Source organism: Massilia sp. DWR3-1-1, from assembly GCF_049898325.1.
Lineage (GTDB): Bacteria > Pseudomonadota > Gammaproteobacteria > Burkholderiales > Burkholderiaceae_D > JAFCUW01.
Window position 1 is genome coordinate 35,988 of record NZ_JAFCXL010000011.1, and the last position, 25,912, is coordinate 61,899.

28 protein-coding genes are annotated in these 25,912 nt (G+C 64.7%); 21 read left to right on the top strand and 7 right to left on the bottom strand.

Annotated elements, in window-relative coordinates; translation table 11 throughout:
- Positions 1 to 421 precede the first annotated feature (421 nt).
- A complete protein-coding gene (locus tag ACP7EY_RS13190) occupies positions 422 to 1,036 on the top strand; it encodes an RHS repeat-associated core domain-containing protein (protein ID WP_426194226.1) in 615 nt (204 codons plus the stop codon).
- 17 nt (positions 1,037 to 1,053) lie between these two features.
- Entirely contained in the window at positions 1,054 to 1,629 is a 576-nt protein-coding gene (locus tag ACP7EY_RS13195; RefSeq protein ID WP_426194228.1) for a hypothetical protein, read from the top strand.
- Positions 1,630 to 1,876: 247 nt separating this feature from the next.
- Here the strand turns inward: ACP7EY_RS13195 and ACP7EY_RS13200 are convergent, their stop codons facing one another.
- Entirely contained in the window at positions 1,877 to 2,368 is a 492-nt protein-coding gene (locus tag ACP7EY_RS13200) for an FAD-dependent oxidoreductase (protein ID WP_426194230.1), read from the bottom strand.
- A 22-nt stretch (positions 2,369 to 2,390) separates the two neighbouring features.
- On the opposite strand from ACP7EY_RS13200, the gene ACP7EY_RS13205 reads away from it, so the two are divergent.
- The gene (locus tag ACP7EY_RS13205) at positions 2,391 to 3,071 is read left to right on the top strand and encodes a hypothetical protein (RefSeq protein WP_426194232.1); all 681 of its coding nucleotides are present in this window, start codon (positions 2,391 to 2,393) and stop codon (positions 3,069 to 3,071) included.
- Positions 3,072 to 3,385: 314 nt separating this feature from the next.
- Here the strand turns inward: ACP7EY_RS13205 and ACP7EY_RS13210 are convergent, their stop codons facing one another.
- A complete protein-coding gene (locus tag ACP7EY_RS13210; protein ID WP_426194234.1) occupies positions 3,386 to 4,177 on the bottom strand; it encodes a CPBP family intramembrane glutamic endopeptidase in 792 nt (263 codons plus the stop codon).
- 245 nt (positions 4,178 to 4,422) lie between these two features.
- On the opposite strand from ACP7EY_RS13210, the gene ACP7EY_RS13215 reads away from it, so the two are divergent.
- Positions 4,423 to 4,785, top strand: a complete 363-nt coding sequence (locus ACP7EY_RS13215) for a translation initiation factor Sui1 (RefSeq protein WP_426194236.1) — start codon at positions 4,423 to 4,425, stop codon at positions 4,783 to 4,785.
- Between the two features lie 51 nt (positions 4,786 to 4,836).
- Here ACP7EY_RS13215 and ACP7EY_RS13220 read toward each other — a convergent pair whose 3' ends face one another.
- On the bottom strand, positions 4,837 to 5,124 hold the full coding sequence (locus ACP7EY_RS13220) for an accessory factor UbiK family protein (RefSeq protein WP_426194238.1): 288 nt from the start codon (positions 5,122 to 5,124) through the stop codon (positions 4,837 to 4,839).
- A 268-nt stretch (positions 5,125 to 5,392) separates the two neighbouring features.
- Here ACP7EY_RS13220 and ACP7EY_RS13225 point away from each other — a divergent pair, with 268 nt between their 5' ends.
- The 13 genes from ACP7EY_RS13225 to ACP7EY_RS13285 all read left to right on the top strand — a co-directional run bounded on the left by ACP7EY_RS13225 (position 5,393) and on the right by ACP7EY_RS13285 (position 18,049).
- Positions 5,393 to 6,142, top strand: coding sequence for a TorF family putative porin (locus ACP7EY_RS13225; RefSeq protein WP_426194240.1), 750 nt, complete (start codon positions 5,393 to 5,395; stop codon positions 6,140 to 6,142).
- Between the two features lie 11 nt (positions 6,143 to 6,153).
- A complete protein-coding gene (locus ACP7EY_RS13230) occupies positions 6,154 to 6,492 on the top strand; it encodes a P-II family nitrogen regulator (protein ID WP_426111723.1) in 339 nt (112 codons plus the stop codon).
- Between the two features lie 12 nt (positions 6,493 to 6,504).
- Complete coding sequence (locus ACP7EY_RS13235; protein ID WP_426194242.1) at positions 6,505 to 8,073, top strand: ammonium transporter; 1,569 nt, start codon at positions 6,505 to 6,507, stop codon at positions 8,071 to 8,073.
- A gap of 154 nt (positions 8,074 to 8,227) precedes the next feature.
- Positions 8,228 to 9,529, top strand: a complete 1,302-nt coding sequence (gene gshA, locus ACP7EY_RS13240; protein WP_426194244.1) for a glutamate--cysteine ligase — start codon at positions 8,228 to 8,230, stop codon at positions 9,527 to 9,529.
- Between the two features lie 86 nt (positions 9,530 to 9,615).
- Positions 9,616 to 10,560 (top strand): glutathione synthase, encoded by a 945-nt coding sequence (gene gshB / locus ACP7EY_RS13245; RefSeq protein ID WP_426194246.1) that lies wholly within the window; start codon positions 9,616 to 9,618, stop codon positions 10,558 to 10,560.
- A 1-nt stretch (position 10,561) separates the two neighbouring features.
- Positions 10,562 to 10,960: a PTS sugar transporter subunit IIA gene (locus ACP7EY_RS13250; protein WP_426194248.1), complete on the top strand. Its 399-nt coding sequence runs from the start codon at positions 10,562 to 10,564 to the stop codon at positions 10,958 to 10,960.
- 89 nt (positions 10,961 to 11,049) lie between these two features.
- On the top strand, positions 11,050 to 11,319 hold the full coding sequence (locus ACP7EY_RS13255; protein ID WP_426194250.1) for an HPr family phosphocarrier protein: 270 nt from the start codon (positions 11,050 to 11,052) through the stop codon (positions 11,317 to 11,319).
- A 38-nt stretch (positions 11,320 to 11,357) separates the two neighbouring features.
- Positions 11,358 to 13,109: a phosphoenolpyruvate--protein phosphotransferase gene (gene ptsP, locus ACP7EY_RS13260; protein ID WP_426194498.1), complete on the top strand. Its 1,752-nt coding sequence runs from the start codon at positions 11,358 to 11,360 to the stop codon at positions 13,107 to 13,109.
- A 52-nt stretch (positions 13,110 to 13,161) separates the two neighbouring features.
- Positions 13,162 to 14,316: a homoserine O-succinyltransferase MetX gene (metX, locus tag ACP7EY_RS13265; RefSeq protein ID WP_426194252.1), complete on the top strand. Its 1,155-nt coding sequence runs from the start codon at positions 13,162 to 13,164 to the stop codon at positions 14,314 to 14,316.
- Positions 14,313 to 14,933: a methionine biosynthesis protein MetW gene (gene metW / locus ACP7EY_RS13270; RefSeq protein WP_426194254.1), complete on the top strand. Its 621-nt coding sequence runs from the start codon at positions 14,313 to 14,315 to the stop codon at positions 14,931 to 14,933. The genes metX and metW overlap by 4 nt, the downstream gene beginning before the upstream one ends.
- The gene (locus ACP7EY_RS13275; protein ID WP_426194255.1) at positions 14,930 to 16,207 is read left to right on the top strand and encodes an AmpG family muropeptide MFS transporter; all 1,278 of its coding nucleotides are present in this window, start codon (positions 14,930 to 14,932) and stop codon (positions 16,205 to 16,207) included. The genes metW and ACP7EY_RS13275 overlap by 4 nt, the downstream gene beginning before the upstream one ends.
- Positions 16,204 to 17,094 (top strand): M48 family metallopeptidase, encoded by an 891-nt coding sequence (locus ACP7EY_RS13280; RefSeq protein WP_426194258.1) that lies wholly within the window; start codon positions 16,204 to 16,206, stop codon positions 17,092 to 17,094. The genes ACP7EY_RS13275 and ACP7EY_RS13280 overlap by 4 nt, the downstream gene beginning before the upstream one ends.
- Before the next feature lies 1 nt (position 17,095).
- Positions 17,096 to 18,049, top strand: coding sequence for an RluA family pseudouridine synthase (locus ACP7EY_RS13285; RefSeq protein ID WP_426194260.1), 954 nt, complete (start codon positions 17,096 to 17,098; stop codon positions 18,047 to 18,049).
- Here ACP7EY_RS13285 and ACP7EY_RS13290 read toward each other — a convergent pair.
- On the bottom strand, positions 18,015 to 18,800 hold the full coding sequence (locus ACP7EY_RS13290) for an exodeoxyribonuclease III (RefSeq protein WP_426194261.1): 786 nt from the start codon (positions 18,798 to 18,800) through the stop codon (positions 18,015 to 18,017). The genes ACP7EY_RS13285 and ACP7EY_RS13290 overlap by 35 nt on opposite strands.
- A 54-nt stretch (positions 18,801 to 18,854) precedes the next feature.
- Between ACP7EY_RS13290 and pyrE the strand changes: the two genes are divergently transcribed.
- The gene (gene pyrE, locus ACP7EY_RS13295; protein WP_426194263.1) at positions 18,855 to 19,517 is read left to right on the top strand and encodes an orotate phosphoribosyltransferase; all 663 of its coding nucleotides are present in this window, start codon (positions 18,855 to 18,857) and stop codon (positions 19,515 to 19,517) included.
- 38 nt (positions 19,518 to 19,555) lie between these two features.
- Here the strand turns inward: pyrE and gatB are convergent, their stop codons facing one another.
- The 3 genes from gatB to gatC all read right to left on the bottom strand — a co-directional run bounded on the left by gatB (position 19,556) and on the right by gatC (position 22,904).
- Positions 19,556 to 21,085 (bottom strand): Asp-tRNA(Asn)/Glu-tRNA(Gln) amidotransferase subunit GatB, encoded by a 1,530-nt coding sequence (gene gatB, locus ACP7EY_RS13300; RefSeq protein WP_426194500.1) that lies wholly within the window; start codon positions 21,083 to 21,085, stop codon positions 19,556 to 19,558.
- Entirely contained in the window at positions 21,055 to 22,530 is a 1,476-nt protein-coding gene (gene gatA / locus ACP7EY_RS13305; RefSeq protein ID WP_426194265.1) for an Asp-tRNA(Asn)/Glu-tRNA(Gln) amidotransferase subunit GatA, read from the bottom strand. The genes gatB and gatA overlap by 31 nt, the downstream gene beginning before the upstream one ends.
- A 71-nt stretch (positions 22,531 to 22,601) precedes the next feature.
- Complete coding sequence (gene gatC, locus ACP7EY_RS13310; RefSeq protein WP_426194267.1) at positions 22,602 to 22,904, bottom strand: Asp-tRNA(Asn)/Glu-tRNA(Gln) amidotransferase subunit GatC; 303 nt, start codon at positions 22,902 to 22,904, stop codon at positions 22,602 to 22,604.
- A 330-nt stretch (positions 22,905 to 23,234) separates the two neighbouring features.
- Here gatC and ACP7EY_RS13315 point away from each other — a divergent pair, with 330 nt between their 5' ends.
- The 3 genes from ACP7EY_RS13315 to mreD all read left to right on the top strand — a co-directional run bounded on the left by ACP7EY_RS13315 (position 23,235) and on the right by mreD (position 25,898).
- Positions 23,235 to 24,278: a rod shape-determining protein gene (locus ACP7EY_RS13315; protein WP_099915654.1), complete on the top strand. Its 1,044-nt coding sequence runs from the start codon at positions 23,235 to 23,237 to the stop codon at positions 24,276 to 24,278.
- 100 nt (positions 24,279 to 24,378) lie between these two features.
- A complete protein-coding gene (gene mreC, locus ACP7EY_RS13320; RefSeq protein WP_426194269.1) occupies positions 24,379 to 25,389 on the top strand; it encodes a rod shape-determining protein MreC in 1,011 nt (336 codons plus the stop codon).
- Complete coding sequence (gene mreD, locus ACP7EY_RS13325) at positions 25,386 to 25,898, top strand: rod shape-determining protein MreD (RefSeq protein WP_426194271.1); 513 nt, start codon at positions 25,386 to 25,388, stop codon at positions 25,896 to 25,898. Before mreC ends, mreD begins: the two co-directional genes overlap by 4 nt.
- The last annotated feature ends 14 nt before the right edge of the window (positions 25,899 to 25,912 follow it).

A 25,912-nucleotide genomic window follows, 5' to 3' on the forward strand; every position in this document is an offset into this window, starting at 1 on the left:
TGCGCCATGGCGCACCTCACTTGCCGCCGCGCTTCGCCGGTAGCCAGTAACAAGCCACGAAACAGCACAGCCCCTCCGGGGTACATCGGCCGCTGCGCGGCCGCTTTAACATAACGCGGCATTCTGCCAAATCGGCCCAGTCGCTACGCTGCGCTGCGCTTGGTGGGCCGATCGCTGCGCGCCCTTCGGGTTGACAGAATAGGCGTTATGTCTTGCGCCCCTGCGGGACTGCCAGGCCAGCATGTGCGCCTGCGGCGCAAGGCTTCGTCCAGGCGCTGCGCGCGTCCACCACACGGGATAACTCAGGTCAGGTGCACAGGGCGCGCTCCTGCGTCGCTTGCCGCCGCGCTGCGCCGTCAGTCAGGTCAACCCCAGCAACGGCAACCCCGCCGCCATCATTAACTATTAGGCAAATAAACGCTTGCCTCGCGCGCGCACGCGAGCCAAAATCGCGTCTAGGAAAAAATTCGCTCTTTACACACCGTCAGCCAGGGAAAAACCGCGCCAAGTCATTGAAGGGACTAAGGAAAACGGCCGCGCTTACGACAGGTTCGGGTCGGGTGGACGCTTCTTGAGCGTTGATCCGGTGGTGACGGACGCAAACACGGGATCAAGCTTCAACCTTTATGCCTATGCGAACAATAACCCGTTTGGATTTGTCGATCCTGATGGCCGTGATGGCATTGGTGCATTCGGTGAACCGGAAGTCGGCGTCGGCAACATTTGCAAGGCCATGTGCAGGAGAGTTCGGGCGAACATTGTGCAAATTGTTGTTTGTCTCGTTTGCATGGCCAATGACAAGCGGCCGCCGCCCCCGCCACCCAAGCCGCCTTTATCACAGAAGCCTGTGCCTGGTGGGCCTCAACCTGGTGGGGACCCGAAGCCACCTGAACCAAAAAGGCCGGAAACTGCGTCACCTTCACCGGAGCAAGGCCCCGGCGGGACCGCACCGCAGCCTACTTCTGGCCCCACTTCAGTGCCAAAGCCACCGGAGCCACCGCCACCTCCGCCTAAGGCGGAGCATCTGCCGAACTGACCCAGGTAAGGAAAACGATGGATAACCCCTCAGCTGCTACTGCCATTGCTTCTGGTTTCGATGCATTGGCCAAAAACGAGTATCCGACTGCTAGAGCCGCATTTGAGCAAGCTCTTAACAAAGGTGGCGGCGACGATGCCTTGGTTCATCTTGGCTGGCTGCTGGAACAAGGTTTAGGTGGCGAGAAAGATATACCTCGGGCAATGAAGCTTTATCGAATGGGGCTCGAGACCGAATCTGCAGATCTAGCTGCTTATCATCTGGGTTTGTTGCTGATGAAACGCGGAGACCAGAGAGAAGGGGCGGGGTTCTTGCAGAGATCTGCCGATTCCGGCAACCCTTCAGCAGCATACTGGCTCTACGCTTATTGTAGTGAATCGAACGATATTGAGTCCTTGGCTCTTGCAGATCAGAGCTTATTGCGAGCTGCTGAACTCGGTCATGCCTATGCACTTCGCGACATTGCGCGGCGGCGCATGCGTACCAACAAGGATCTCAGAGGAAAGCTCGCCGCCCGATTAGCGTATTGGAAAGCAAAATTAGTTGGGATGGCGCTGACGATACGTAACGCTCACGACTGGCGAGTTCGTTGATGTTCGTGATCAGCAGTCCTGAGCGAGGGGCCGGGGGCAGTGCCGCTCTTAGACCTGACCCCGGCTCGATCACCTCGTTGGGGCGGAGGCCGGCGCCATGCTGAATGTAAAAGCGGGTTGAGTTGCCGCGGACGCGGCTGACGGAGCGTGGGAATGCACGCGACGTCACTGGGCTTAGGGGGTATGGGTCCCGGCCTGCGCCGGGACGACGGTCTTGGGGGCGCGTCCGGGGTCAGCCCCTTTCACCTTACCGCAGCGTCAGGCTGTCCATCGAAAACGGCGGCGCTTCGCCCTTGAGGCAGGCGGCCAGCAGCTTGGCGGAACCGCAGGCGAAGGTGAAGCCAAGCGGCCCCTGGCCGACGTTGAGCCACAGGTTCGGATAGCGCGTGGCGCCGATGATCGGTGCGCTGTCGGGCGTCGCCGGACGCAGCCCCGCCCATGGCGAGATGTGGTCGTAGTCGGCCGCATGCGGCATGGTCTCGCGCACCTGGCGCGTCAGGCCGGCGATGCGCGCAGCGTCCAGCGATAGGTCTTCGCCGACCATGTCGACCATCGCCGCCACCCGCAGCGAGTCGCCGATGCGCGCGTACAGCACCTTGCGTTCGAAGTCGGTCACCGAGATTTCCGGCGCGCGGTCGGTGGCGCGGATCGGCGCCGTCAGGCTGTAGCCCTTGACCGCCTCGAACTGCAAGGCGAGATCGTCAGAAGGGCCGCGCTCGGCCTCGTCGAACACCAGCACGTCCAGGCTCAGGTGCAGCGCCTTGGATGCGAGCGATTACGCGCTGAAGGTCACGCCGGCATCGAAAAGCCTGGGCATCCTGATCCGCAAGGCGGCGTGGATGGGGAAAGGTGTGGCACCGCAGGCGGCGCCAGGGCAGCACGTCGAGACGGTGGAGTGCGTGAAGCCCGCGCCGGCGATCGATGCCGCTCCCGTTGCGCCGTCGGAGTCCGCCGGCTTAGCCGCTTCGCCGGTGGCGGTGCCCGCGGCGGCGGCCATTGCCGCCGACATCAAGGACGACGAGGTGGTGTTCACCTTCGCCGAACGGCGCTACCGCGTGCGCGGGCTGCCGAAAAATCTGTCGCCCGAGACCTTGAAGATCAACCTGCTGGTGGCGGTCGGCGAGGCGTATCACGTCGACACGCTGGACCTGTACAGCGCGAAGTGCCGCGGCCACTACCTGCTGCAGGCGGCCAGGGAGCTGACGTCTTGTTTGAGACTGAAAACGCACATCCTGCGGCAAACGGCCATGTGCCGGTCGTTGCCGTACTGGCGGGCGAATCATGACAGCCGTGCGCGCCAAGACGCCGCTGCACGCCGGCGATCCGTCGATTGCCGGCGGCTTCCACGGCCACCTGGTCGGCTTCGTCGAATGGCTGCGCGCGATGCGCTACTCGGAGCACACGATCAAGACGCGCCGCATCGACCTGGGCTACTTCATTGAGGGCGCGGCTACGGAGTACGGCGAGGCTCATGGCGATCCCGGCAGCGTGAACAGGTCGGGCCATGCCAGGTGCGGTGGCCCTGTTCCTATTGAGGATCGCCAAAAGTGTGCTGCTGTGTTGTTGGGGGCAGGCTGTGCTCGTCGGGAGCGGTGCCGAATCATGGCGTGGGCGTGCTGTTGGGGCCGTGCTGGAATTTCGGCACAAGTATATTGAACCAGCCGGATCGACCTCCGATCACGGTGGCGATGACGCCGCCCTGCGGACGATTGAAATGGTCGCCCTGCGGACCATGCGCCGCTTTCTCGCCCTCTGCCTACTTCCACAAAAACGCAAATATCACGGCATTCATGGTCGCATTGAACGCCGCGTGCGCCGCCATCGGCGGGAACAGGGAGCCGCTGCGTTTGCGCAGGTGGGCAAACAGCAGCGCCGTCAGGAACATCAGCAGCACCCACAGCGCCGCCGACAGGGGCCGCACGCGCCAGCCCGCCGCTTCCAGCACCAGTCCGTGGTGGCACAGGTGGACCAGGCCGAAGGCGGCGCATTCAATATACGTGCTGGTGCGCACGCTCCAGCGCTGTTCCAACGCTTTTTGTAACATGCCGCGAAAGAAGATTTCTTCGCCGATGGGGCTGAACAGCAGGGCCGGCAGCGTAAAAATCAGGTACAGCTGCGTCATCGACAGGCGCGTGGTGTCCATGTTGGCGCGGTAACTGCTGGCGATGCTCGTGTACCAGTGGTCGGCGCTGGCGCCAAAGAACATGATGCCCAGCGCGAAGCAGACCAGCGCCGCCATCATGCCCTCGAGCACCGCGTCGACGTAGTGCGACCGGGCGGCGGGGCGGCGCAGCCCGATGGCGCGGCGGCCCGCCTGGTTCAGGAGCAGCCATGGCATGGCCATCATCGCCACGAAGCTAAGCGGCAGCAAGGCCCGCAGCGGCTGCTCGCCCAGCAGGCCGGCGCCCCGCATCGCGCCGAACAAGGCGGCCAGGGCCAGCATCAGCGCCAGCGCGGCCGGCGGCGCCAGGCGGCTGCGCCAGATCGACGACGGCGCGGCCGCCGTCATCGGCGAGGGCGCTTGCCGGCGGCGGGCAGGCGCGTGCAATCGGCACTCGGTTTCATCAACGGTACTTTCGAAAGGGGACGCCCGAGGGCGATCAAAAAGCTCGATTGTAGAATCGACGTATAAGACGTGCAATTTTTTCGGATGCATACGTCTCGATGCGGCGGTTGACGGCGCCAGCCTATCTCACCATCATGCCCATTTCGCCCTGATAAGGAAACCCGCGTGTTTGCTCACCTGACATTTTGCGCCCCCCTGCCGTCGCCGGCTTCTCCGCGGGGCACGCCATGAGCGGCAATGGCGCCAGCCGGCTCGTGTATTCGACTGAAACGGGACGGCTGTGCCCGGATTGCGGGCAGGCCGTCGCCGCCTGCCGCTGCGCGCAGGCGAAGGCAGCGTCGGTCAGGGGCACTGGTCAGGTGACGGTGGCGCGCCAGACCAAGGGGCGTGGCGGCAAGTGTGTGACGGTGGTCAGCGGCCTGGCCCTCGATGGGGCGGCGCTGGCCGCCCTGGGCAAGCAGTTGCGTAGCCGCTGCGGCGCAGGGGGCACCGTCAGGGACGGCCTCATCGAGATCCAGGGCGATCATTGCGATGTGCTGCTGCTTGCCTTGAAGCAGGCGGGGCATACGGCAAAGCGCAGCGGCGGCTAGCCCCTGCCGGGGCACCGCCCCGGTGCCCCGCTTGCCGCTTGCGTCAAGGGTTTATTTCGAGATAATCACCGGCGGCACCGTCGACGACGGCGCGCTCGCCTGCGCCGCCATGCGCGCTTCCAGCGAAGCGATCTGCTCTTCCAGCACCTCGAGCTTGGCCCGGGTCTTGGCCAGCACTTGCGCCTGGATATCGAATTCCTCGCGGGTCACCAGGTCGAGCTTGGAAAAGCCCTGGGTCATCATGGCCTTGACGTTTTTCTCGACGTCCTTGACGGGCGAGTTGTCGATGGCCTGGCTGATTTTGCCCTGCAAATCATTGAAGAAACTATTCATATCCATGGTAATCCTTGTAGTCAACTATCAAGCGCACCAAGGTGGTGCGTATTTTGCCTTAAATCGGTGCGAACGACGCTGCGCGCTGTGCACCACGGCCGTCAAAACGTTTATTAAATGCCCATTTGGGACGAATAGGCGAAAAAACAAGCGTCCATTTGCAACTTCGGGCTGGCATGCAATCTGCTAATAGAACCCTGTCCAAACGATTTTCGGTCTCACACTAATTCTAAACCGCCATCGCATCACACGATTCAATTCACTAGGGAATGTCATGAAAAAACTGAATACACAGTTGAAACTCGTCGCAGCGCTCGCTCTGGTCTTCACGGCCCTGACGTCCACCACTGCCCGTGCCGCAGATGCTCCCACCCCAGACAATGCAGTGAGCTTCAATGCCGCGCTGACCACCGACTACCGCTATCGTGGCCTGTCGCAGTCGCGCGTGAAGCCGGCCCTGCAAGGCGGCGCCGACTATGTCAACAATCCTACTGGCCTCTACCTGGGTACCTGGTTATCGACCATCAAGTGGGTCACGGATGCGGGCGGCGACGGCGATATCGAGTGGGATATCTACGGCGGCAAGAAGGGCGAAATCGCCCCCGGCGTGAGCTATGACGTCGGCGGCCTGTACTATTTCTACCCGTCGAACGGCTTGTCGACCAGCGCCAACACCTTCGAGCTGTACGGCCAGGTGGGCTACGGTCCCGGCTACATCAAGTACTCGCATTCGACGACGAACCTGTTCGGCACCTCGAACAGCAAGAACAGCGGCTACCTCGACCTGGGCGCCAACCTGGACCTGATGGAAGGTCTGGTGCTGAACCTGCACGTGGGCCGTCAGAACGTCAAGAACAACAGTGCCTACTCGTACACCGACTACAAGGTCGGCGTCACCAAGGATTTCGGCGTGGCGTCGGTGTCGCTGGCGGCCATTTATGCCAATACCAAGGCCTACGTCAGCCCGTCCGGCAAGAATCTCGGCCGTACCGGCGTCGTCCTGAGCGTTTCCAAAACCTTCTGAGCGAGCTTCCCATGAAACTGATTACCGCCATCATCAAACCGTTCAAGCTCGACGAGGTGCGCGAAGCACTGTCGGCCATCAACGTGCAAGGTATCACCGTGACCGAGGTCAAGGGCTTTGGCCGCCAGAAGGGTCACACCGAGCTGTACCGTGGCGCCGAATATGTCGTCGACTTTCTGCCGAAGACCAAGATCGAAGCGGCCGTCGATGATGCGATCGTCGATCAAGCCATCGAAGCGATCGAAAAAGCCGCCCGCACGGGCAAGATCGGCGATGGCAAGATTTTCGTCTACAACCTGGAACAGGTCATCCGCATCCGTACCGGTGAGACCGGCAACGACGCTCTTTAAGGGGAACATCAGATGAATCAAACGTTGAAAAAATGGCTGACCGGCGTGGCCGTGGCCGTTTCCCTGTGTGGCGCCATGAGCGCTTCGGCCCAGGATGCGGCCAAGCCCGCTGACGCCGCCGCACCGGCCGCGACCGCCACCTCGGCCGTGACCACCAACCCGATCGCCGCCCCCACGGTCGCGCCAATGGCCGCCCCGGCGGCCGCCACCGCGGCCCCGGCTGCGCCAGCTGCAGCGCCAGCGGCGGCGCCGGTGCCGAACAAGGGCGACACCGCCTGGATGTTCGTCGCCACCGTCCTCGTCATCATGATGACGATCCCCGGCCTGGCCCTGTTCTACGGCGGCCTGGTGCGCTCGAAAAACATGCTGTCCGTGCTGCTGCAAGTGTTTTTCATCTTCGCCGTCATCATCATCCTCTGGTGCATCTACGGTTACTCGATCGCCTTTACCGAGGGCAATGCATTCTTCGGCAAGTTCGACCGCGCTTTCCTGGCAGGCATCTGGAATCCCACCACGGCCTCGTTCACCTATGCCGCTACCTTCAGCAAGGGTGTCGTCATTCCTGAGTTTGCCTATGTCGCCTTCCAGGGCACCTTTGCCGCCATCACCTGCGCCCTGATCGTTGGCGCCTTCGCCGAACGCGCCAAGTTCACCGCCGTGCTGGCTTTCATGGTGCTGTGGTTCACCTTCGGCTACCTGCCGATCGCCCACATGGTCTGGTTCTGGACCGGTCCGGACGCCATCAAGGATGCCGCCACCCTGGCAACCGAAACGGCCAAGGCTGGCTGGCTGTGGCAAAAAGGCGCGCTGGACTTCGCCGGCGGCACCGTGGTGCACATCAACGCCGCTGTTGCCGGCCTGGTCGGCGCCATCATGATCGGCAAACGCGTCGGTTACGGCCGTGAGTCGATGGCACCCCACTCGCTGACGATGACGATGATCGGTGCGTCGATGCTGTGGGTCGGCTGGTTCGGTTTCAATGCCGGTTCGGCACTCGAAGCGGGCGACGTCGCTGCCCTGGCCTTCATCAACACCCTGCTGGCCACCGCCTGCGCTACCGTCTCGTGGGTGTTCGGCGAGTGGATCACCAAGGGCAAGCCATCGATGCTGGGCGGCGCGTCCGGCGCAGTGGCCGGCCTGGTGGCCATCACCCCGGCCTGCGGTTACGTCGGCCCGATGGGCGCCCTGGTCATCGGCCTGCTGGCCGGCGTGGTCTGCCTGTGGGGTGTGAACGGTCTGAAACGCCTGATCGGCGCCGACGATTCGCTCGACGTGTTCGGCGTGCACGGCGTCGGCGGTATCCTCGGCGCCCTGCTGACGGGCGTGTTCGCCGCGCCTCAGCTGGGCGGTCAGGGCATCTTCGACTACGTCACCAACAAGATGTCGACCGACGCCTACTCGATCGGTTCGCAAGTGATGACCCAGGCCACCGCGGTCGGCACCACCATCATCTGGTCGGCGGTCGTCTCCGTGATCGCCTACAAACTGGTCGACCTGGTCATCGGCCTGCGCGTACCGGAAGAAGAGGAGCGCGAAGGCCTGGACATCACCAGCCACGGCGAATCGGCTTACCACTCCTGATCTGCCCGGTATTACAATCGGCCTGCGCCCGCGCAGGCCAGCCAAGGCGCCCCGCAAGGGCGCCTTTTTTGCATTCAGGCGCGGCGCGCTCCTTTAAAATGACGGTTTCGTCCCGATTTACTGTTTTCACAATTACCGAAGTTTCAAGGACATCATGGCTCCCCACCTCGTTACCGCCCTGACCGGCCCGCTGCTCGACCTCGAAAAGAAGATTTTGCAGGCCACCCCGGCCATCGAGCGCTGGTTCCGTCTCGAGTGGCAGGAGCACACGCCGCCGTTCTATTGCTCGGTCGACTTGCGCAACGCCGGCTACAAGCTGGCGCCCGTGGACACCAATCTGTTCCCTGGTGGATTTAATAATCTTGCCACCGAGATGCTGCCGCTGTCCGTGCAGGCGGCCATGGCGGCGATCGACAAGTATTGTCCGGACGCCCGCAACCTGCTGTTGATCCCGGAGATGAACAACCGCCATCCCAGCTACATGCAGAACGTGGCCCGCCTGATGCAGATTTTCCGCCAGACGGGCCTGCACGTGCGGCTCGGCTCGCTGTCGCCCGAGATCACCGAACCCACGCCACTGGCGCTGCCTGACGGCAACATGCTGGTGATCGAGCCCATGGTGCGCTCGGCCAATGGCCGCCGGCTGGGTCTGAAAGACTTCGATCCCTGCACCATCTTGCTCAACAACGACCTGTCGGCCGGCGTGCCCGCCATCCTGGAAAACATCCACGAACAGTCGCTGCTGCCACCCGTGCATGCGGGCTGGGCCATCCGCCGCAAGAGCAATCACCTGGCCGCCTACGATGAAGTGGCGAAAAAATTCGGCAAGCTGATCGACGTCGACCCGTGGATGGTCAACCCCTTCCACGCCCGCTGTGGCGAAGTCGACTTCGAGCAGCCGGACGGCCTCGAGTGCCTGAGCGACAACGTCACCTCGCTGCTGGCGAAAATTCGCAAGAAATACAAGGAATACGGCATCAAGGACCAAAAGCCCTTCGTCATCCTCAAGCCGGACGCGGGCACCTACGGCATGGGCATCCTGACGATCAAGGACGCCAATGAGCTCAAGGACCTCACCAGCGCCCAGCGCGCCCGCATGTCGATCGTCAAGGACGGCCAGCGCATCAGCGACGTCATCATCCAGGAAGGCGTGCCCACCTACGAAAACATCAAGGATGCCGTGGCCGAACCGGTCGTCTACATGATCGACCGCTATGTGGTGGGCGGTTTTTACCGGGTCCACGCGGAGAAGGGCGTCGACCAGAACCTGAACGCGCCCGGTTCCCAGTTCGTGCCGCTGGCATTTGCCCAGCAGCACGCGGTGCCCGACCTGAAAGCCAAGCCGGGCACGGCGGCGCCGAACCGGTTCTATGTGTACGGGGTGGTGGCGCGCCTGGGCCTGCTGGCGGCCTCGCTGGAAATGGAACGCACCGATCCGAATCCCGAGGTGTATTGAGAGGGGACAGGCCGGCGCAAGCGGCCTGATCCCGCGCCAGCGGCCATTTCGGGCTAAAATCAGGCATTAGCCATGATGGATGCCCCATGAAAATCGCCTTTCTCGCCGACCCGCTGTCAAGTTTTAAGATTTACAAAGACTCGACCTTCGCCATGATGCGCGAGGCGGCCCGGCGCGGCCACACCCTGTACGCCTTCGAGCAGCGCCACATGGCGCTCGAAAATGGCATCGTCAGCGCCGAGGTGGTGGAAATCACCCTCACCGGCGAGGCCGACGCCTGGTACAGCGTGGTCGGCGCGGCGTCCATGCAGCTCAATGCCTTCGATGCCATCATCGAACGCAAGGACCCGCCGTTCGACATGGAGTACGTCTACCTGACGCAATTGCTCGAACTGGCGCAAAGCCAGGGCGCGCGCGTGTTCAACGACCCGGCGGCGATCCGCACGCACAACGAAAAGCTGTCGATCGCCCAGTTTTCGCACTACACCTCGCCCACCCTGGTCACCTCGAGCGAGACGCGCCTGCGCGCCTTCCACGCCGAGCACGGCGACGTCATCTTCAAGCCGCTCGACGGCATGGGCGGGGCCGGCATCTTCCGCATCAAGGACGACGGCATGAACCTCGGTTCGGTCATCGAGACCCTGACGGAACTGGGCACGCGCACGATCATGGCGCAAAAATACATCCCCGCCATCGTCCACGGTGACAAGCGCGTGCTCGTCATCGACGGCAAGCCGGTGCCGTTCGCGCTGGCGCGCATCCCGCAGGCGGGCGAAGTGCGTGGCAACCTGGCCGCCGGCGGCATGGGCCGGGCCCAGCCGATTTCCCCGCGCGACCGCGAGATCGCCGAGGCGCTGGGGCCGCAACTGGCTGCCCGCGGCCTGCTGCTGGTGGGCCTGGACATCATCGGCGACTTCCTCACCGAAGTGAACGTCACCAGCCCCACCTGCTTCCAGGAGATCTTCGACCAGACCGGTTTCGACGTCGCCGCCGTGTTCATCGACGCCGTCGAAGCGAAGGCGCGGCGCTGACATGATCGGGATCCTGCTGCTCACCCACGCGCCGCTGGGACAGGCGTTCATCGCCGCCGTGGCCCACGTGTTCCGCGGCGCCACCGAGCGCTTCGAGGCGATTGACGTCACCGCCGACCAGGACATCGCCGAAGTGCACGACCTGGCGCGCGACGCCATCACCCGTCTCGACGACGGCAGCGGCGTGCTGGTGATCACCGACATCAAGGGCGGCACGCCGTCGAACTGCTGCAACTCGCTGACCATTCCCGGTCACGTCGAGGTCATCGCCGGCATCAGCCTGCCCATGCTGCTGCGCGCCATTACCTACCGCCGCGACACGCTCGACGTGGTGGTGGAAATGGCCCTGGCCGGCGCCCAGAGCGGCGCGGTGCGGGTCGATAATCGCATTCGCCTCTAGCGCGGCAGAGTAAGCGGTGGTATAAAAACGGGGACGCCGGGACGCCCGGACGGTCAAGCGCAGGCACGAGCAACCAAGACGACGAGAACATGATCCAACAAGAGCTGGAAATTATCAACAAGCTGGGCCTGCATGCGCGCGCCTCCGCCAAATTCACCCAGCTGGCCGCCAAGTACAAGAGCGAGATCTGGCTGACCCGTAATGGCCGCCGCATCAACGCCAAGTCCATCATGGGCGTGATGATGCTGGCCGCCGGCAAGGGCGCCAAGGTGCTGCTCGAGGCCGACGGCGCCGACGAGGGCGACGCCGTGACGGCGCTGTCGGCGCTGGTCAACGACAAATTCGGCGAAGGCGAGTAATGCCGGCCTACGGCGTGCGCACCTTGCAGGGACCTTCGATGGCATCGTTCACCTTGCACGGCATTCCTGTTTCGCGCGGCATTTCGATCGGCCGCGCGCACCTGCTCACGCCCGCCGCCCTCGACGTCAAGCACTACCTGGTGGCCGAAGAGCAGCTCGAGGCCGAGGTCAAGCGCCTGCAGGACGCCATCGCCGAAGTGCACCGGGGCCTGCAGGCGCTGTGGACCGAGCTGCCCAAGGACGCCCCCACCGAACTGGGCGCCTTCATCGACGTGCACGCGCTGATCCTGTCGGACCCGATGATCTCCGACGCCGCCATCGACATCATCCGCAGCCGCCACTACAACGCCGAATGGGCGCTGGTGACCCAGATCGACGAGCTGTCGGCGCAGTTCGACGAAATCGAAGACGAGTACCTGCGCGAGCGCAAGGCCGACATCCAGCAGGTGGCCGAGCGCGTGCTCAAGGTGCTGATGGGGACCGCCCAGCTGGCCATGCCGCGCCAGCCCAACGACGAGTTCCAGCCGCAGATGATCGTCGTCGCCCACGACATTTCGCCGGCCGACATGCTGCAGTTCCGCGACCGCTCTTTCATCGGCTTCGTCACCGACGTGGGCGGCCAGAACTCGCACACGGCCATCGTCGCCCGCAGTCTGGACATTCCGGCGGCGGTCGGCATGTCGCAGGCCTCGCAACTGATCGAGCAGGACGACTGGGTGATCATCGACGGCGACGCCGGCGTCGTCATCGCCAATCCCAGCCCGCTGGTGCTCGAGCAGTACCGCGCGCGCCAGGTGGTGCTGCAAAAAACCCGCAAGAAGCTGCTCAAGCTGAAGAAAACCCCCGCCGTCACGCTCGATGGCACCACCATCACCCTGCTGGCGAACATCGAGCTGCCCGAAGATTGCGGCCCCGCGCTGGAAGCGGGCGCCAACGGCGTCGGCCTGTTCCGCTCCGAGTTCCTGTTCATGGGCCGGGGCGGTCACGCCCACATGGTGCCCAGCGAGGAAGAGCAGTTCGAACAATACAAGAAAGCCGTGGTGGCCATGAAGGGCCGCCAGGTGGTCATCCGCACGCTCGACATCGGCGCCGACAAGCCGCTCGACCAGACCGAGCACACGGCCCTCAATCCCGCGCTGGGCCTGCGCGCGATCCGCTACTGCCTGGCCGAGCCGCAGCTGTTCCTGACCCAGTTGCGGGCGATTTTGCGCGCCTCCGCGTTCGGCAAGGTGCGCGTGCTGATCCCCATGCTGGCGCACGCGTTTGAAATCGACCAGTCGCTGGCCATGATCGAGCAGGCCAAGGCGCAGTTGCGCGAGGCGGGCCACAAGTTCGACGAAGGCATCGACGTGGGCGCCATGATCGAGATTCCCGCCGCCGCGCTGGCGCTGCCCATGTTCGTGCGGCGCATGGATTTTCTGTCGATCGGCACCAACGACCTGATCCAGTACACCCTGGCGATCGACCGCGTCGACTACGAAGTGGCGCACCTGTACAACCCGCTGCACCCGGCCGTGCTGCAACTGATCTCGATGACCATCGCGGCCGGTCACAAGGCCGGCATCGACGTCGCCGTGTGCGGCGAAATGGCGGGCGACGTCAAGCTCACCCGGCTGCTGCTGGGCATGGGCCTGCGCGAGTTTTCCATGCATCCGGCCCAGCTGCTGGCGGTCAAGCAGGAGATCCTGCGCTGCAACCTGCCGGTGCTCACGCGCATGACCAGCAAGATCCTGCGCACCATGGAGCCGCAGGCGATCGCCGACGCCGTCGAGCAGATGCAATCGATGTGACGCTTCTGCAGCACCGCCGGCCACCACCCCACCACAACCAGATTCGAGTCTCATGGCGTCCATTGGAATAGTCTCACCGCAAACCATGTCGTTTTCCCAGCCCCTGCGCCTGCAAAGCGGCGCGCAGCTGGCCGACTACACCCTGATGTACGAAACCTACGGTGAGCTCAACGGCGACAAATCGAACGCGGTGCTGGTCTGCCACGCCCTGAACGCCTCGCACCACGTGGCCGGAGTGTATGCGGACGATCCGAAAAAAGTGGGCTGGTGGGACAATATGGTGGGACCGGGCAAACCGCTCGACACCAACCGTTTTTTCGTGATCGGCGTGAACAACCTCGGTTCCTGCTTCGGCTCGACGGGGCCGATGCACAGCAATCCCGCCACCGGCAAACCGTACGGCGCCGCCTTCCCCGTGGTGACGGTGGAAGACTGGGTGGCGGCGCAGGCGCGCCTGGCCGACCAGCTCGGCATCGAGCAGTTTGCCTGCGTGATGGGCGGCTCGCTGGGCGGCATGCAGGCGCTGGCCTGGTCGATCATGTACCCGGCGCGCCTGCGCAACTGCATGGTGATCGCCTCGACGCCGAAGCTGACGGCGCAGAACATCGCCTTCAACGACGTCGCCCGCCAGGCCATCCTGTCCGACCCCGATTACCGGGGCGGTGATTTTTACGAGCACGGCGTGGTGCCGAAAAACGGCCTGCGGGTGGCGCGCATGGTCGGCCACATCACCTATCTGTCGGACGACGACATGGCCGAAAAATTCGGCCGCAAGCTGCGCAACGCCGCCGAATCGAACGACTACAAGTTCGACTTCGGCATCGACTTCGAAATCGAATCCTACCTGCGCTACCAGGGCGACAAGTTCTCCGAGTATTTCGACGCCAATACCTACCTGCTCATCACCAAGGCGCTCGACTACTTCGACCCGGCGCTGGCCCATGGCGGCGACCTCACGCGCGCCCTGGCAGCGACCGAAGCGGCGTTTTTCATCGCCTCCTTCACCACCGACTGGCGCTTCGCGCCCGAACGCTCGCGCGAGATCGTCGAAGCCCTCATCTCCAACCGGCGCCAGGTCACCTATGCCGAAATCGACGCCCCCCACGGCCACGACGCCTTCCTGCTGGAAGACGCCCGCTACATGAACATGGTGCGCGCCTGGTACGCGCGGATCTGGCACGGCATCGCACAAGGGGAGAGCGCATGAATATCGACCAGCTTGAAACAGTGCGCCCCGACCTGGCCTTCATCGCCCGCTGGGTCAAGCCGCACGCCCACGTGCTCGACGTCGGCTGCGGTGACGGCGCCATGATGGGCTTTCTGCAGGCCGACAAGGGCTGCAGCGGCTACGGCATCGAAATCGCCGACGACAAGCTGCTCGAGTCGGCCCAGCGCGGCATCAACGTCATCCAGCAGGACATGGAAAAGGGGCTCGGCCTGTTTGGCGACAATTCCTTCGACACCGTGCTGTGCCTGCAGTCGCTGCAGATGATGCAGCACGTCGAGCCGCTGCTGCGCGACATCGTGCGGGTGGGCGCCGAGGCGATCGTCTCGTTCCCCAACTTCGCCTACTGGCCGCACCGGGTGGCCCTGCTGCGCGGGCGCATGCCGGTGTCGAAGTCGCTGCCGTACCAGTGGTTCGACACCCCCAACGTGCGCTGCGCCACCATCTACGATTTCGAGGAACTGGCCGCCGAGTGCGGCCTCGAGGTGCTCGAGCGGGTGGCCCTGGCCGAAGACGGCAGCGTGGTGTCGTTCCTGCCCAATCTGCGCGGCAGCCTGGCCGTGTTCAGGCTGCGCAAGAAAGCCGGACCGCGCCCGTGAGCACGCCCGTCAAGCCCGCCGCCGCCGCCGCTGACGCCGCGCAGGCGCCGTTCGAATGGCGCCACCTGTTCAGCACGCGCATGCTGGCCGTGCTGTTCCTGGGCTTTTCGTCGGGCCTGCCGCTGTTCGTCATGCTCTACCTGATGCAAGCCTGGCTGGCCAAGGCCGGCGTCGACGTCAAGGCGCTGGGCCTGTTCGCCCTGGTCGGTTTTCCCTACACCTTCAAATTCCTGTGGGCGCCGTTCATGGACCGCTACAGCCTGGGGCCGCTGGGCCGGCGGCGGGGCTGGATGGCGCTGACCCAGCTGGCCCTGTTCGGCATCATCGGCGGCATGGGTGCGCTCGACCCGCGCACGCAACTGCCGCTGATCGTGCTGGCCGCCGGCGTGATGACCTTCGTCTCGGCCAGCCAGGACATCGTCATCGACGCCTACCGCCGCGAGATCCTGGTCGACGCCGAGCAGGGCCTGGGCGCGGCCGTCAGCGTCAATGCCTATAAAGCGGCCGGGCTGGTGCCCAGCGCGCTGGGGCTGGTGCTGGCCGACACGCTGCCGTGGGCGAGCGTGTTCTGGGTGGTCGGCGCGTTCATGCTGCCGGGCCTGGTGTGCACCCTGCTGGCGCCCGAACCGGCCGCCTACGGCACGCCGCCGCGCAATATGCGCGAAGCGATCATCGAGCCGTTCCGCGAGTTCGTCAAGCGTGACGGCCTGGCCAAGGCCGCCGTCATCGTCGGCTTCATCCTGCTCTATAAAATCGGCGACAGCATGGCCACCGCGCTGGCCACCAAGTTCTACCTCGATATCGGTTTCAGCACCACCCAGATCGGCCTGGCGGCCAATGCCACCGGCCTGTGGGCCAGCCTGGCCGGCGGCATCGTCGGCGGCCTGTGGATGGTCAAGCTGGGCATTAACCGCGCCCTGTGGGTGTTCGGCGTGCTGCAGGCGGTGGCGATCCTGGGCTTTGCCTGGCTGGCCCAGGTGGGCCCCAACCAGTTCCTGCTGGCCGGCGTGATCGGTTTTGAGTCGTTTGCCAGCCTGGGCCTGGGCGCCGCCGCGCTGGTGGCGTTTATTTCTCGCTCGACCGATCCGCGCTACACGGCCACCCAGTACGCCCTGTTCTCGAGCCTGGCGGCGGTGCCGCGCACCTTCATGAATTCGATCACCGGCTTCATCGTCGCCGAGACGGGCTGGTTCGTGTTTTTTATCGTGTGCTTCGCGCTGGCCATTCCTGCCATGATGATGCTGCCGAAGATCGCACCGTGGAACGCCAAATGACGCCCCGTGTTCACCGCATTGCTGCGCTCACCGTTGCCGCCGGCCTGTGCTGGTCTGGCGTGGCGGCAGCCCAGGCCCCCGTGGTCCAGGACGGCATCGCCGTCAAGCCGCTGCCGTCCTACCGGGTGCTGGCCTCCGAAGAGCAGCTCGAACGCGACGCCGCCCAGCAGTACAGCGCCCTGATGACCAGCGCCCGCGAAAAGCAGGCGCTGGTCCCGCCCAACGACCCGCAGCTCATCCGCCTGCGCGCCATCGCCAGGCGCCTGATTCCGTACACGGCGCGCTGGAACCCGGCCGCCGCCAAGTGGGACTGGCAGATCAATTTGCTGGCCTCGAAGCAGGTCAACGCCTTTTGCATGCCGGGCGGCAGAATCGCCTTTTACACGGGCATCATCAGCGCTTTGAGCCTGACGGACGATGAAATCGCCGCCATCATGGGCCACGAAATCACCCACGCCCTGCGCGAGCACGGCCGCGAGCGCATGGTCAAGAGCACCGGCACCGATCTGGCCGCACGCCTGCTGGGCGCCGGCGCGGCCGCCTATTTCGGCGTCGATCCCCGCCTGGCCGACTCGGCGGCGCGGCAGGCGGGCCAGCTGGTGGTGCTCAAGTTCTCGCGCGACGACGAGCGCGAAGCCGACCTGGTGGGCCTGGACCTGGCCGCGCGCGCCGGCTACGATCCCCGCGCCGGCGTGGCGGTGTGGCAGAAGATGGCGGCGCTGGGCAAGCGCCAGCCCCTTGAGTTCATGTCGACCCACCCCAGCGGTGCCGACCGCATCGAGCGCATCAACGCCAATATGCACCTGCTGCTGCCCCTGTACGCGCGCGCCAGGGGCGTGCCGCAGGCGCAGTTGCCGGCCTATCGCAGCACGGCACTGCCGAATTAAGATGGGCAGGCAGGCCGACAAAAACGCCTTCTGTCCGCTGCCCGTGGTCGCTGGCGTCGCGCCCAGCTACCTGTGGCTGCCGCCGGGCAGCGGCGAGGCCATGCTGGCGTTTTTACTGCGCCAGTTCCCCGCCATCGACGCCGACTCCTGGCGCCGCCGCATGGCCAAAGGCGAGGTGGTCGATGGCGACGGCCGCCCACTCGCGCCCGACAGCGTGGCCCGCCCCGGCATGCGCATCTGGTACTACCGCGAAGTCGAGGTCGAAACGCCGATCCCCTTTGAAGAGACGATCCTGTTTCAGGACGCGCACCTGGTGGTGGTCGACAAGCCCCATTTTTTACCGATGACGCCGGGCGGGCGCTTCCTGCGCGAGACTTTACTCGTGCGCCTGAAGGACAAGCTGGGCCTGCCGGCGCTCACGCCCATCCACCGGCTCGACCGCGAAACGGCCGGCGTTGTCGTCTTCTCCAGCGAGCAGCGCACGCGCGGCGCCTACCAGTCGCTGTTTCAGCAGCGCAGCGTGAGCAAGGTCTACGAAGCGCTGGCGGTGCCGCTGGCGCTCGACTATCCGTTCACCTACCGTAGCCGGATGGTCGACGCCGAGCAGTTCTTCGTCATGCGCGAGGAAGCGGGCGCGCCGAACTCGGAGACCATCGTCGAGCTGATCGAGCCGCGCGGCGCGCTGGCGCTGTACCGCCTGCGCCCGCACACGGGCCGCAAGCACCAGCTGCGCCTGCACATGGCCTCGCTGGGCGCGCCCATCGTCAACGACACGTTTTACCCGGTGGCGCTGCCGTGCAAGGGCGACGATTACGCCGCGCCCCTGCAACTGCTGGCGCGCGCGATCGCGTTCACGGACCCGCTGACGGGCTTGCCGCGGGAGTTCGTCAGTCAGCGACGTTTAGCGCAGGCAGGCGCTTCTATTGCTCCGCCTGGCGAGGACGATAATCGATAATCAGGGGCGCATGATCGGAAAACCGCTCGTCCTTGTACACCGACACCGTGTGTGCCTGCGCCGCGATACCGGGCGTGGCCACGTGATAGTCGATGCGCCAGCCGACGTTCTTGGCGTAGGCCTGGCCCCGGTTGCTCCACCAGGTGTACTGTTCTTCGCGCTTGTCGAGGCCGCGGTGGACATCGACAAAGCCCACTTCGCCGAAAATCTGCGAGAGCCAGGCCCGCTCTTCGGGCAGGAAGCCTGAATTTTTTTTATTGCCCTTGAAGTTTTTCAGGTCGATCTCGTGGTGGGCGATGTTCCAGTCGCCGCAGATGACCAGTTCGCGCCCCTGCGCTTTCAGCTCGAGCAGGTGCGGCAAAAACAGGGCCATGAAGCGGAACTTCGCTTCCTGCCGCTCGGGCGAGGACGAGCCGGACGGGCAGTAGACGGAGACGATGCTCAGGTCGCCGCAATCGATGCGCGTGTAGCGGCCTTCGGCGTCGAATTCGGGGCTGCCGAAACCGGTGACGACAGCGTCCGGCTTGACGCGGCTGTACACGCCCGTGCCCGAATAACCCTTCTTTTCGGCGTAGTGAAAATGGCCGTGGTAGCCGTGCGGCGCCAGGAACTCCTCGGTCATGTCGCCATGCTGCGCCTTGAGCTCCTGCACGCAGACGAAATCGGCCGTCTGCGCGCCCATCCAGTTGAAAAAACCCTTCTTGTGGGCGGAGCGGATGCCGTTGAGATTGGCGGAGATAATTTTTGGCATGGGCGGGGGAGGGCGAGAGGTTTACAATACAGCCATTTTTCGACAGGGACGATCATGGACAATTTACGGCAGCAGTTTATCGCGTTTTCGGTCTCGGCGGGCGTGCTGCGCTTCGGCGACTTCACCACCAAGGCAGGGCGCCAGTCGCCGTATTTTTTCAATGCGGGCCTGTTTCACGAAGGCGCGACGCTGGGCCGGCTGGCGCAGTTCTATGCCCAGACCCTGCTCGACTCGGGCGTCGAGTTCGACATGCTGTTCGGCCCCGCCTACAAGGGCATCACGCTGGCCTCGGCCACCGCGGTGGCCCTGGCCGGCAAGGGCCGCGACACCTCGTTCGCCTTCAACCGCAAGGAAGCGAAGGACCACGGCGAAGGCGGCACCATCGTCGGCGCCAAGCTGCATGGCAAGGTGGTGATCATCGATGACGTCATCTCGGCCGGCACCTCGGTGCGCGAATCGGTGCAGATGATCCGCGCCGCCGGCGCCGAGCCGTGCGCCGTGCTCATCGCGCTCGACCGGATGGAACGCTCGGGCGCCGACGGCGCACTGTCGGCCAGTTCGGCGGTGCAGGAAGTGAGCCGCGAGTTTGGCATTCCCGTCATCTCGATCGGCAACCTCGACGACCTGCTGACCTACCTGGCCGAGCACGGCAACGACCCGGCCCTGGCGGCGTCGACCCAGAAAGTGGCCGACTACCGGGCCCGTTACGGCGTGTAAAAAAGGGGGGACAGGCGCGGCGGCCTGTCCCCGGCCCATCAGGCGCTGAGCTTTTTCTTGAGCAGTTCCGTCAGCTGGGCCGGATTGGCCTTGCCTTTCGACGCCTTCATGGCCTGGCCGATCAGCGCGTTGATTGCCGCTTCCTTGCCGGCGCGGTACTGCTCGACCGACTTGGCGTTGGCGGCCAACACCTCGTCGATGATCGCTTCGAGCGCGCCGCTGTCGGAAATCTGGCGCAAGCCCTTCTGGTCGATGATCAGGTCGGCAATGGCGGCGTCGTTCGATTGCGCCGCCCACATCGCCGCGAACACTTCCTTGGCGATCTTGTTCGAGACGGTGCCGTCGGCGATCCGCTTGAGCAGCAGCGCCAGTTGCGTCGCTTCCACGGGCGAGTCGGCGATGTCGACGCCGGCGCTGTTCAGGGTCGACGCCACTTCGCCCATCAGCCAGTTGGCCGCCGTCTTGGCGTTGGCCTGGCCGGCGATCGCCACCACCGCCTCGAAGTACGAGGCCATCTCGTGCGAGGACGTCAAGATCAGCGCGTCGTATTCCGGCAGGCCGTAGTCGCCAATAAAGCGCAGGCGCATGGCCGCCGGCAGTTCGGGCATGTCGGCCTTCACACGCGCGATCCATTCCTCCGAAATTTCCAGCGGCGGCAGGTCGGGGTCCGGGAAATAGCGGTAATCCTGCGCGTCTTCCTTGCTGCGCATCGAGCGCGTCTCTTTTTTGTCCGGGTCCCACAGGCGGGTGGCCTGCTGGACCTTGCCGCCGTCTTCGATCAGCTCGATCTGGCGGCGCACTTCGTAGTTGACCGCTTCCTCGATGAAGCGGAACGAGTTCAGGTTCTTGATTTCGCAGCGGGTGCCGAATTCGACCTGGCCGACGGGGCGCACGGAGACGTTGACGTCGCAGCGGAACGAGCCTTCCTGCATATTGCCGTCGCAAACACCGAGCCACACCACCAGCGAGTGCAGGGCCTTGGCGTAGGCCACCGCTTCCTGGGCGCTGCGCATTTCCGGCTCGGAGACGATTTCCAGCAGGGGCGTGCCGGCCCGGTTCAGGTCGATGCCGGTCATGCCCTGGTAGTCTTCGTGCAGCGACTTGCCGGCGTCTTCTTCCAGGTGGGCGCGGGTCAGGTTGATGGTGCGCGTTTCGAACTTGCCGTCTTTTTCAAAGCCGAAGCTGACCTCGCCGCCGATGACGACGGGATCGGCGAACTGGCTGATCTGGTAGCCCTTGGGCGAGTCCGGATAAAAGTAGTTCTTGCGGGCGAAGATCGACTGCGGCGCGATGGTCGCACCCACCGCCAGGCCGAAGCGGATGGCCCGCTCGACGGCGCCGCGGTTCATTACCGGCAGCACGCCCGGCAGCGCCAGGTCGACGGGGCTGGCCTGGGTGTTCGGCGCGGCGCCGAAACGGATCGCGCTGCCGCTGAAGATTTTCGAGTTGGTGGTGAGCTGCACGTGGTTCTCAAGACCGATGACGACTTCCCATTGCATGGTGATTCCTTCTTCTGTTCTGTTCGGTTCAGTTCTGACTAGATGCCGGCAGGGGCGCGCGCGTGCCAGTCGGTCACTTGCTGGTACTGGTGGGCGATGCCCAGCAGGCGCGCCTCGGCAAAATAATTGCCGATGATTTGCAGGCCGACGGGGCGGCTGGCGTTTTTTTCGCCCTGGCCGAAGCCGCACGGGATCGACATGCCGGGCAGGCCGGCCAGGCTGGTCGAGAGGGTGAAAATGTCGGCCAGGTAGGCCGCCACCGGGTCGTCGGTCTTCTCGCCCAGGTCCCACGCCACGGTGGGCGCGACGGGCCCCATGATGACGTCGCAGGTCTTGCCCAGCACGGCCTGAAAATCTTCGGCGATCAGGCGGCGGATCTTTTGCGCCTTCAGGTAGTAGGCGTCGTAGTAGCCGTGGCACAGCACGTAGGTGCCGACCATGATGCGGCGCTGGACTTCGGCGCCGAAGCCTTCGGCGCGCGATTTTTTGTACATGTCGGCCAGGTCCTTGTAGTCGCTGGCGCGGTGGCCGTAGCGCACCCCGTCAAAACGCGACAGGTTCGACGAGGCTTCGGCCGGGGCGATGATGTAGTAGACGGGAATCGACTGCGCCGTTTTCGGCAGCGAAATGTCGACCAGGGTGGCGCCCAGCTGGACGAACTGCGCCAGCGCGGCGCGCACGGCGCTTTCGACGTCGCTGGCCAGGCCTTCGCCAAAATACTCTTTCGGCACGCCGATGCGCAGGCCCGCCAGCGGCGTGGCCAGCTCGCGGGTAAAGTCTTCGCGCAGGTTGCCCTGCTCGGCCGTCAGGCTGGTCGAGTCGCGCGTGTCGAAGCCGACCATTTCATTGAGCAGCATGGCGCAGTCTTCGGCCGTCTGCGCCATCGGGCCGCCCTGGTCGAGCGAGGAGGCGAAGGCGATCATGCCGAAGCGCGACACGCGCCCGTAGGTGGGCTTGATGCCGGTGACGCCGCAGAACGAAGCGGGCTGGCGGATCGAGCCGCCCGTGTCGGTGGCGGTGGCGGCCGGCGCCAGGCGGGCGGCGATCGCCGCCGCCGAGCCGCCCGAGGAGCCGCCCGGCACGGCCAGCTGGTCCCACGGATTCTTGACGGCGCCGAAGGCCGAGTTCTGGTTCGACGAGCCCATGGCGAATTCGTCGCAATTGAGTTTGCCCAGCGTGACCATGCCGGCGGCGGCGAACTTGTCGACCACGGTGGCGTTGAACGGGCTGACGTAATTGGCCAGCATCTTCGAGCCGGCCGTCGAGCGCCAGCCTTCGGTGACGAAGATGTCCTTGTGGGCGATCGGGATGCCCGTCAGCGGGCCGCCGCCGCCGACGGCCAGGCGGGCGTCGGCCGCTGCCGCTTGCGCCAGCGACAAGTCGGCATCGATGTGCAGGAAGGCGTTCAAGTCGCTGGCCTGGGCGCGCGCGAGATAGTGGCGCGTCAGTTCGGTCGACGAAATGGTTTTGGCGTGCAGCATGGTGGAGAGCTGCTTGAGGGTTTTTGTGTGCATGGCTTTGGATTCGGGTGACGGCAAGGTGGTGCGAATGGAACAATCGATGCGGTGATCTTGGCGCTTTGCGCTCATTCGATCACTTTGGGCACCAGGTACAAGCCGTCGGCGGTGGCCGGCGCCGGCGCCTGGTAGGCGTCGCGGTGGTCGGTTTCGGTGACCACGTCGTCGCGCAGGCGCAGCGGCAAATTGCCCAGCACGGCCGCCAGCGGTTGCGACAGGGGGGCCACGCCTTCCGTATCGATCGCTTGCATCTGCTCGGCCAGCGCGAAGATACCGTTCAATTCGCCCAGCGCGACGGCGGCATGCGCGTCGTCCATGTCGAGTTGGGCCAGGTTGGCGATCCGTTTCACATCTGCGAGAGTCAGGGACATAGAAGGTAGCGCGGCGCGGGCCGCGTTCGAGTGATTGGAGAAAGGGTGAAGTTTATACAACGCGGCGCTAAACAGGCATAAAACCTTGGCAATCCCGTCGAATCAGGCGTCGCCGGGCCCTGCAAATGAAGGGCTTTTCAGCAGATAACAGGCAAATTATAAGGTAGAATGGCGGGCTATTGCGTTGCCGGTACTGTATACACGCTGCCGCCGCAAGACCACCCCGCCAGCCCACCGTATTTTGCGCGCCTTCGCGCCGGCGACCGGGGGAAACGCTTTCCGCAGTTCCCTATCAATGTTTCGCGCATTCGCCTGCGCATCAGGACACACATGTTTGGTTTTTTACGCAGTTATTTTTCCAACGACCTGGCCATCGACCTGGGCACCGCCAATACCCTCATTTACGTGCGTGGCCTGGGCATCGTTCTCGATGAGCCTTCGGTGGTGGCAATTCGCCAGGAAGGCGGCCCGAATGGCAAAAAGACCATCCAGGCGGTCGGCAAGGAAGCCAAGCAGATGCTTGGCAAGGTGCCCGGCAATATCGAAGCGATCCGGCCCATGAAGGATGGCGTGATCGCCGACTTCACCGTTACCGAGCAGATGCTCAAGCAGTTCATCCGCATGGTGCACGACTCGAAATTTTTCCGTCCGTCCCCGCGCATCATCATTTGCGTGCCGTGCGGCTCGACCCAGGTCGAGCGCCGCGCCATCCGCGAATCGGCGCTGGGCGCGGGCGCCTCGCAGGTCTACCTGATCGAGGAGCCGATGGCCGCGGCCATCGGCGCCGGCCTGCCCGTGTCCGAGGCCACCGGCTCGATGGTGGTCGACATCGGCGGCGGCACCACCGAGGTGGGCATCATCTCGCTGGGCGGCATGGTCTACAAGGGCTCGGTGCGGGTCGGTGGCGACAAGTTCGACGAAGCCATCGTCAACTACATCCGCCGCAACTACGGCATGCTGATCGGCGAGCAGACCGCCGAGGCCATCAAGAAGGCCATCGGTTCGGCCTTCCCCGGCTCGGAAGTGAAGGAAATGGAAGTCAAGGGGCGCAACCTGTCCGAAGGCATTCCCCGCTCGTTCACCATTTCGTCCAACGAAATCCTCGAAGCGCTCACCGACCCGCTCAACAACATCGTCTCGGCCGTCAAGAACGCCCTCGAGCAGACCCCGCCGGAACTGGGCGCCGACATCGCCGAGAAGGGCATGATGCTCACCGGCGGCGGCGCGCTGCTGCGCGACCTGGACCGCCTGCTGATGGAAGAGACGGGCTTGCCCGTGCTGGTGGCGGAAGACCCGCTCACCTGCGTGGTGCGCGGCTCCGGCATGGCGCTCGAGCGCATGGACAAACTCGGTTCGATCTTCTCGTACGAGTAATGACTTGAGTTGAGCTGGCCTGTGATCCGGCGCCGCGCCGGATTCGTGTTCGATATTGCGGGTCCGCTACAACCCGGCCCCGCGGTTTGCACTGGAAGTCATGGAATATAGTCCCCCGCCGTTATTCAAACAGGGCGCCCCTGCGCGGGTGAAGGTGACGGTGTTCGCATGCATTTCAGTGGCGCTGCTCGTTCTCGACGCCCGCATGCACGTGCTCGACCTGGTGCGCCAGGGCGCCGCCACCGTGCTCTATCCCCTGCAGATGCTGGCGCTGGTGCCGCGTGACGCCAGTGTCAACATGGGCAGCTATTTCTCCACCCTGTCGGCCCTGCAGAAAGAAGTGCGCGAGCTCAAAAGCACGCAGATGGCCAGCGCCCAGTTGATGCAGCAAGCGCAGCTCCAGATGGCGGAAAACGCCCAGTTGCGAAAACTGATGGGCGCGCGCGAGCACCTGCCCGTCACATCGATGATGAGCGAAATCCTCTACGACGCCCGCGACCCCGCCAGCCGCAAGGTGGTGCTCGACCGCGGCACCCGCCAGGGCGTCGCCCTGGGTCTGCCCGTGATCGACAACGCCGGCGTGGTCGGCCAGGTCACCCGGGTGTTCCCCTTCACCGCCGAAGTGACCCTGCTGACCGACCGCGAGCAGGCCATTCCCGTGCAGGTGCTGCGCAACGGCCTGCGCAGCGTCGCTTACGGCCGCGGCCAGTCGGGCGTGCTCGACTTGCGCTTCGTCGCCCCCAACGCCGACATCGTCGTCGGCGACGTGCTGATCACCTCCGGCATGGACGGCATTTATCCGGCCGGGCTGGCCGTGGCCAAGGTGATCCAGGTCGAGAGCAATGCCGGCGGCGTGTTCGGCCGCGTGGTGTGCCAGCCGCTGGCCGGCATCGACCGCAACCGCCAGTTGCTGATCCTGATGGCCGCGCCCGACGTGCTGCCGCGCCCCGCGCCGGAAGCGCCCAAGGTGGCCGGCAAGAAGGCGCTGCCGAAAATGACGCCGCTGGAGAACGTGGCGCCGCTGCCGCCGAAAGAAGCGCCACCGGCGCCGTCCGCCGCGCTGACCCCGCCCCCGCCCGCCACCGCCACGCCTGCCGTCAAGACCCCATGAACCGCCCCCACTACATCCTGCAACCGGTCAGTCCGCTGTTCATCGGCGTGAGCCTGATGGGTGCCTTCATGCTCAACCTGCTGCCCTGGGGCCACTGGCTGGGGGTGCCCGATTTCGTCGCCCTGGTGCTGGTGTTCTGGGGCATCCACCAGCCACGCAAGGTGGGCATCGGCATCGCCTTTTTCATGGGGCTGATGATGGACGTGCACGATTCGACCCTGCTGGGCGAGAACGCGCTGGCCTACACGCTGCTGTCCTACCTGGCCATCATGATTCACCGCCGCGTGCTGTGGTTCCCCGTGCTGACCCAGGCCTTGCACGTGTTCCCGCTGCTGCTGCTGACCCAGTGCGTGCAGGTGCTGGTGCGCTTCATCGTGGCGGGAAAATTTCCCGGCTGGGCCCAGTTCATCGAGAGCGTGGTGGCGGTCGCCCTGTGGCCGATCGTCACCTGGATCCTGCTGGCGCCCCAGCGCCGCGCGGTCGACCGCGATCACACCCGGCCGATTTGAGGCTGACCTGCACC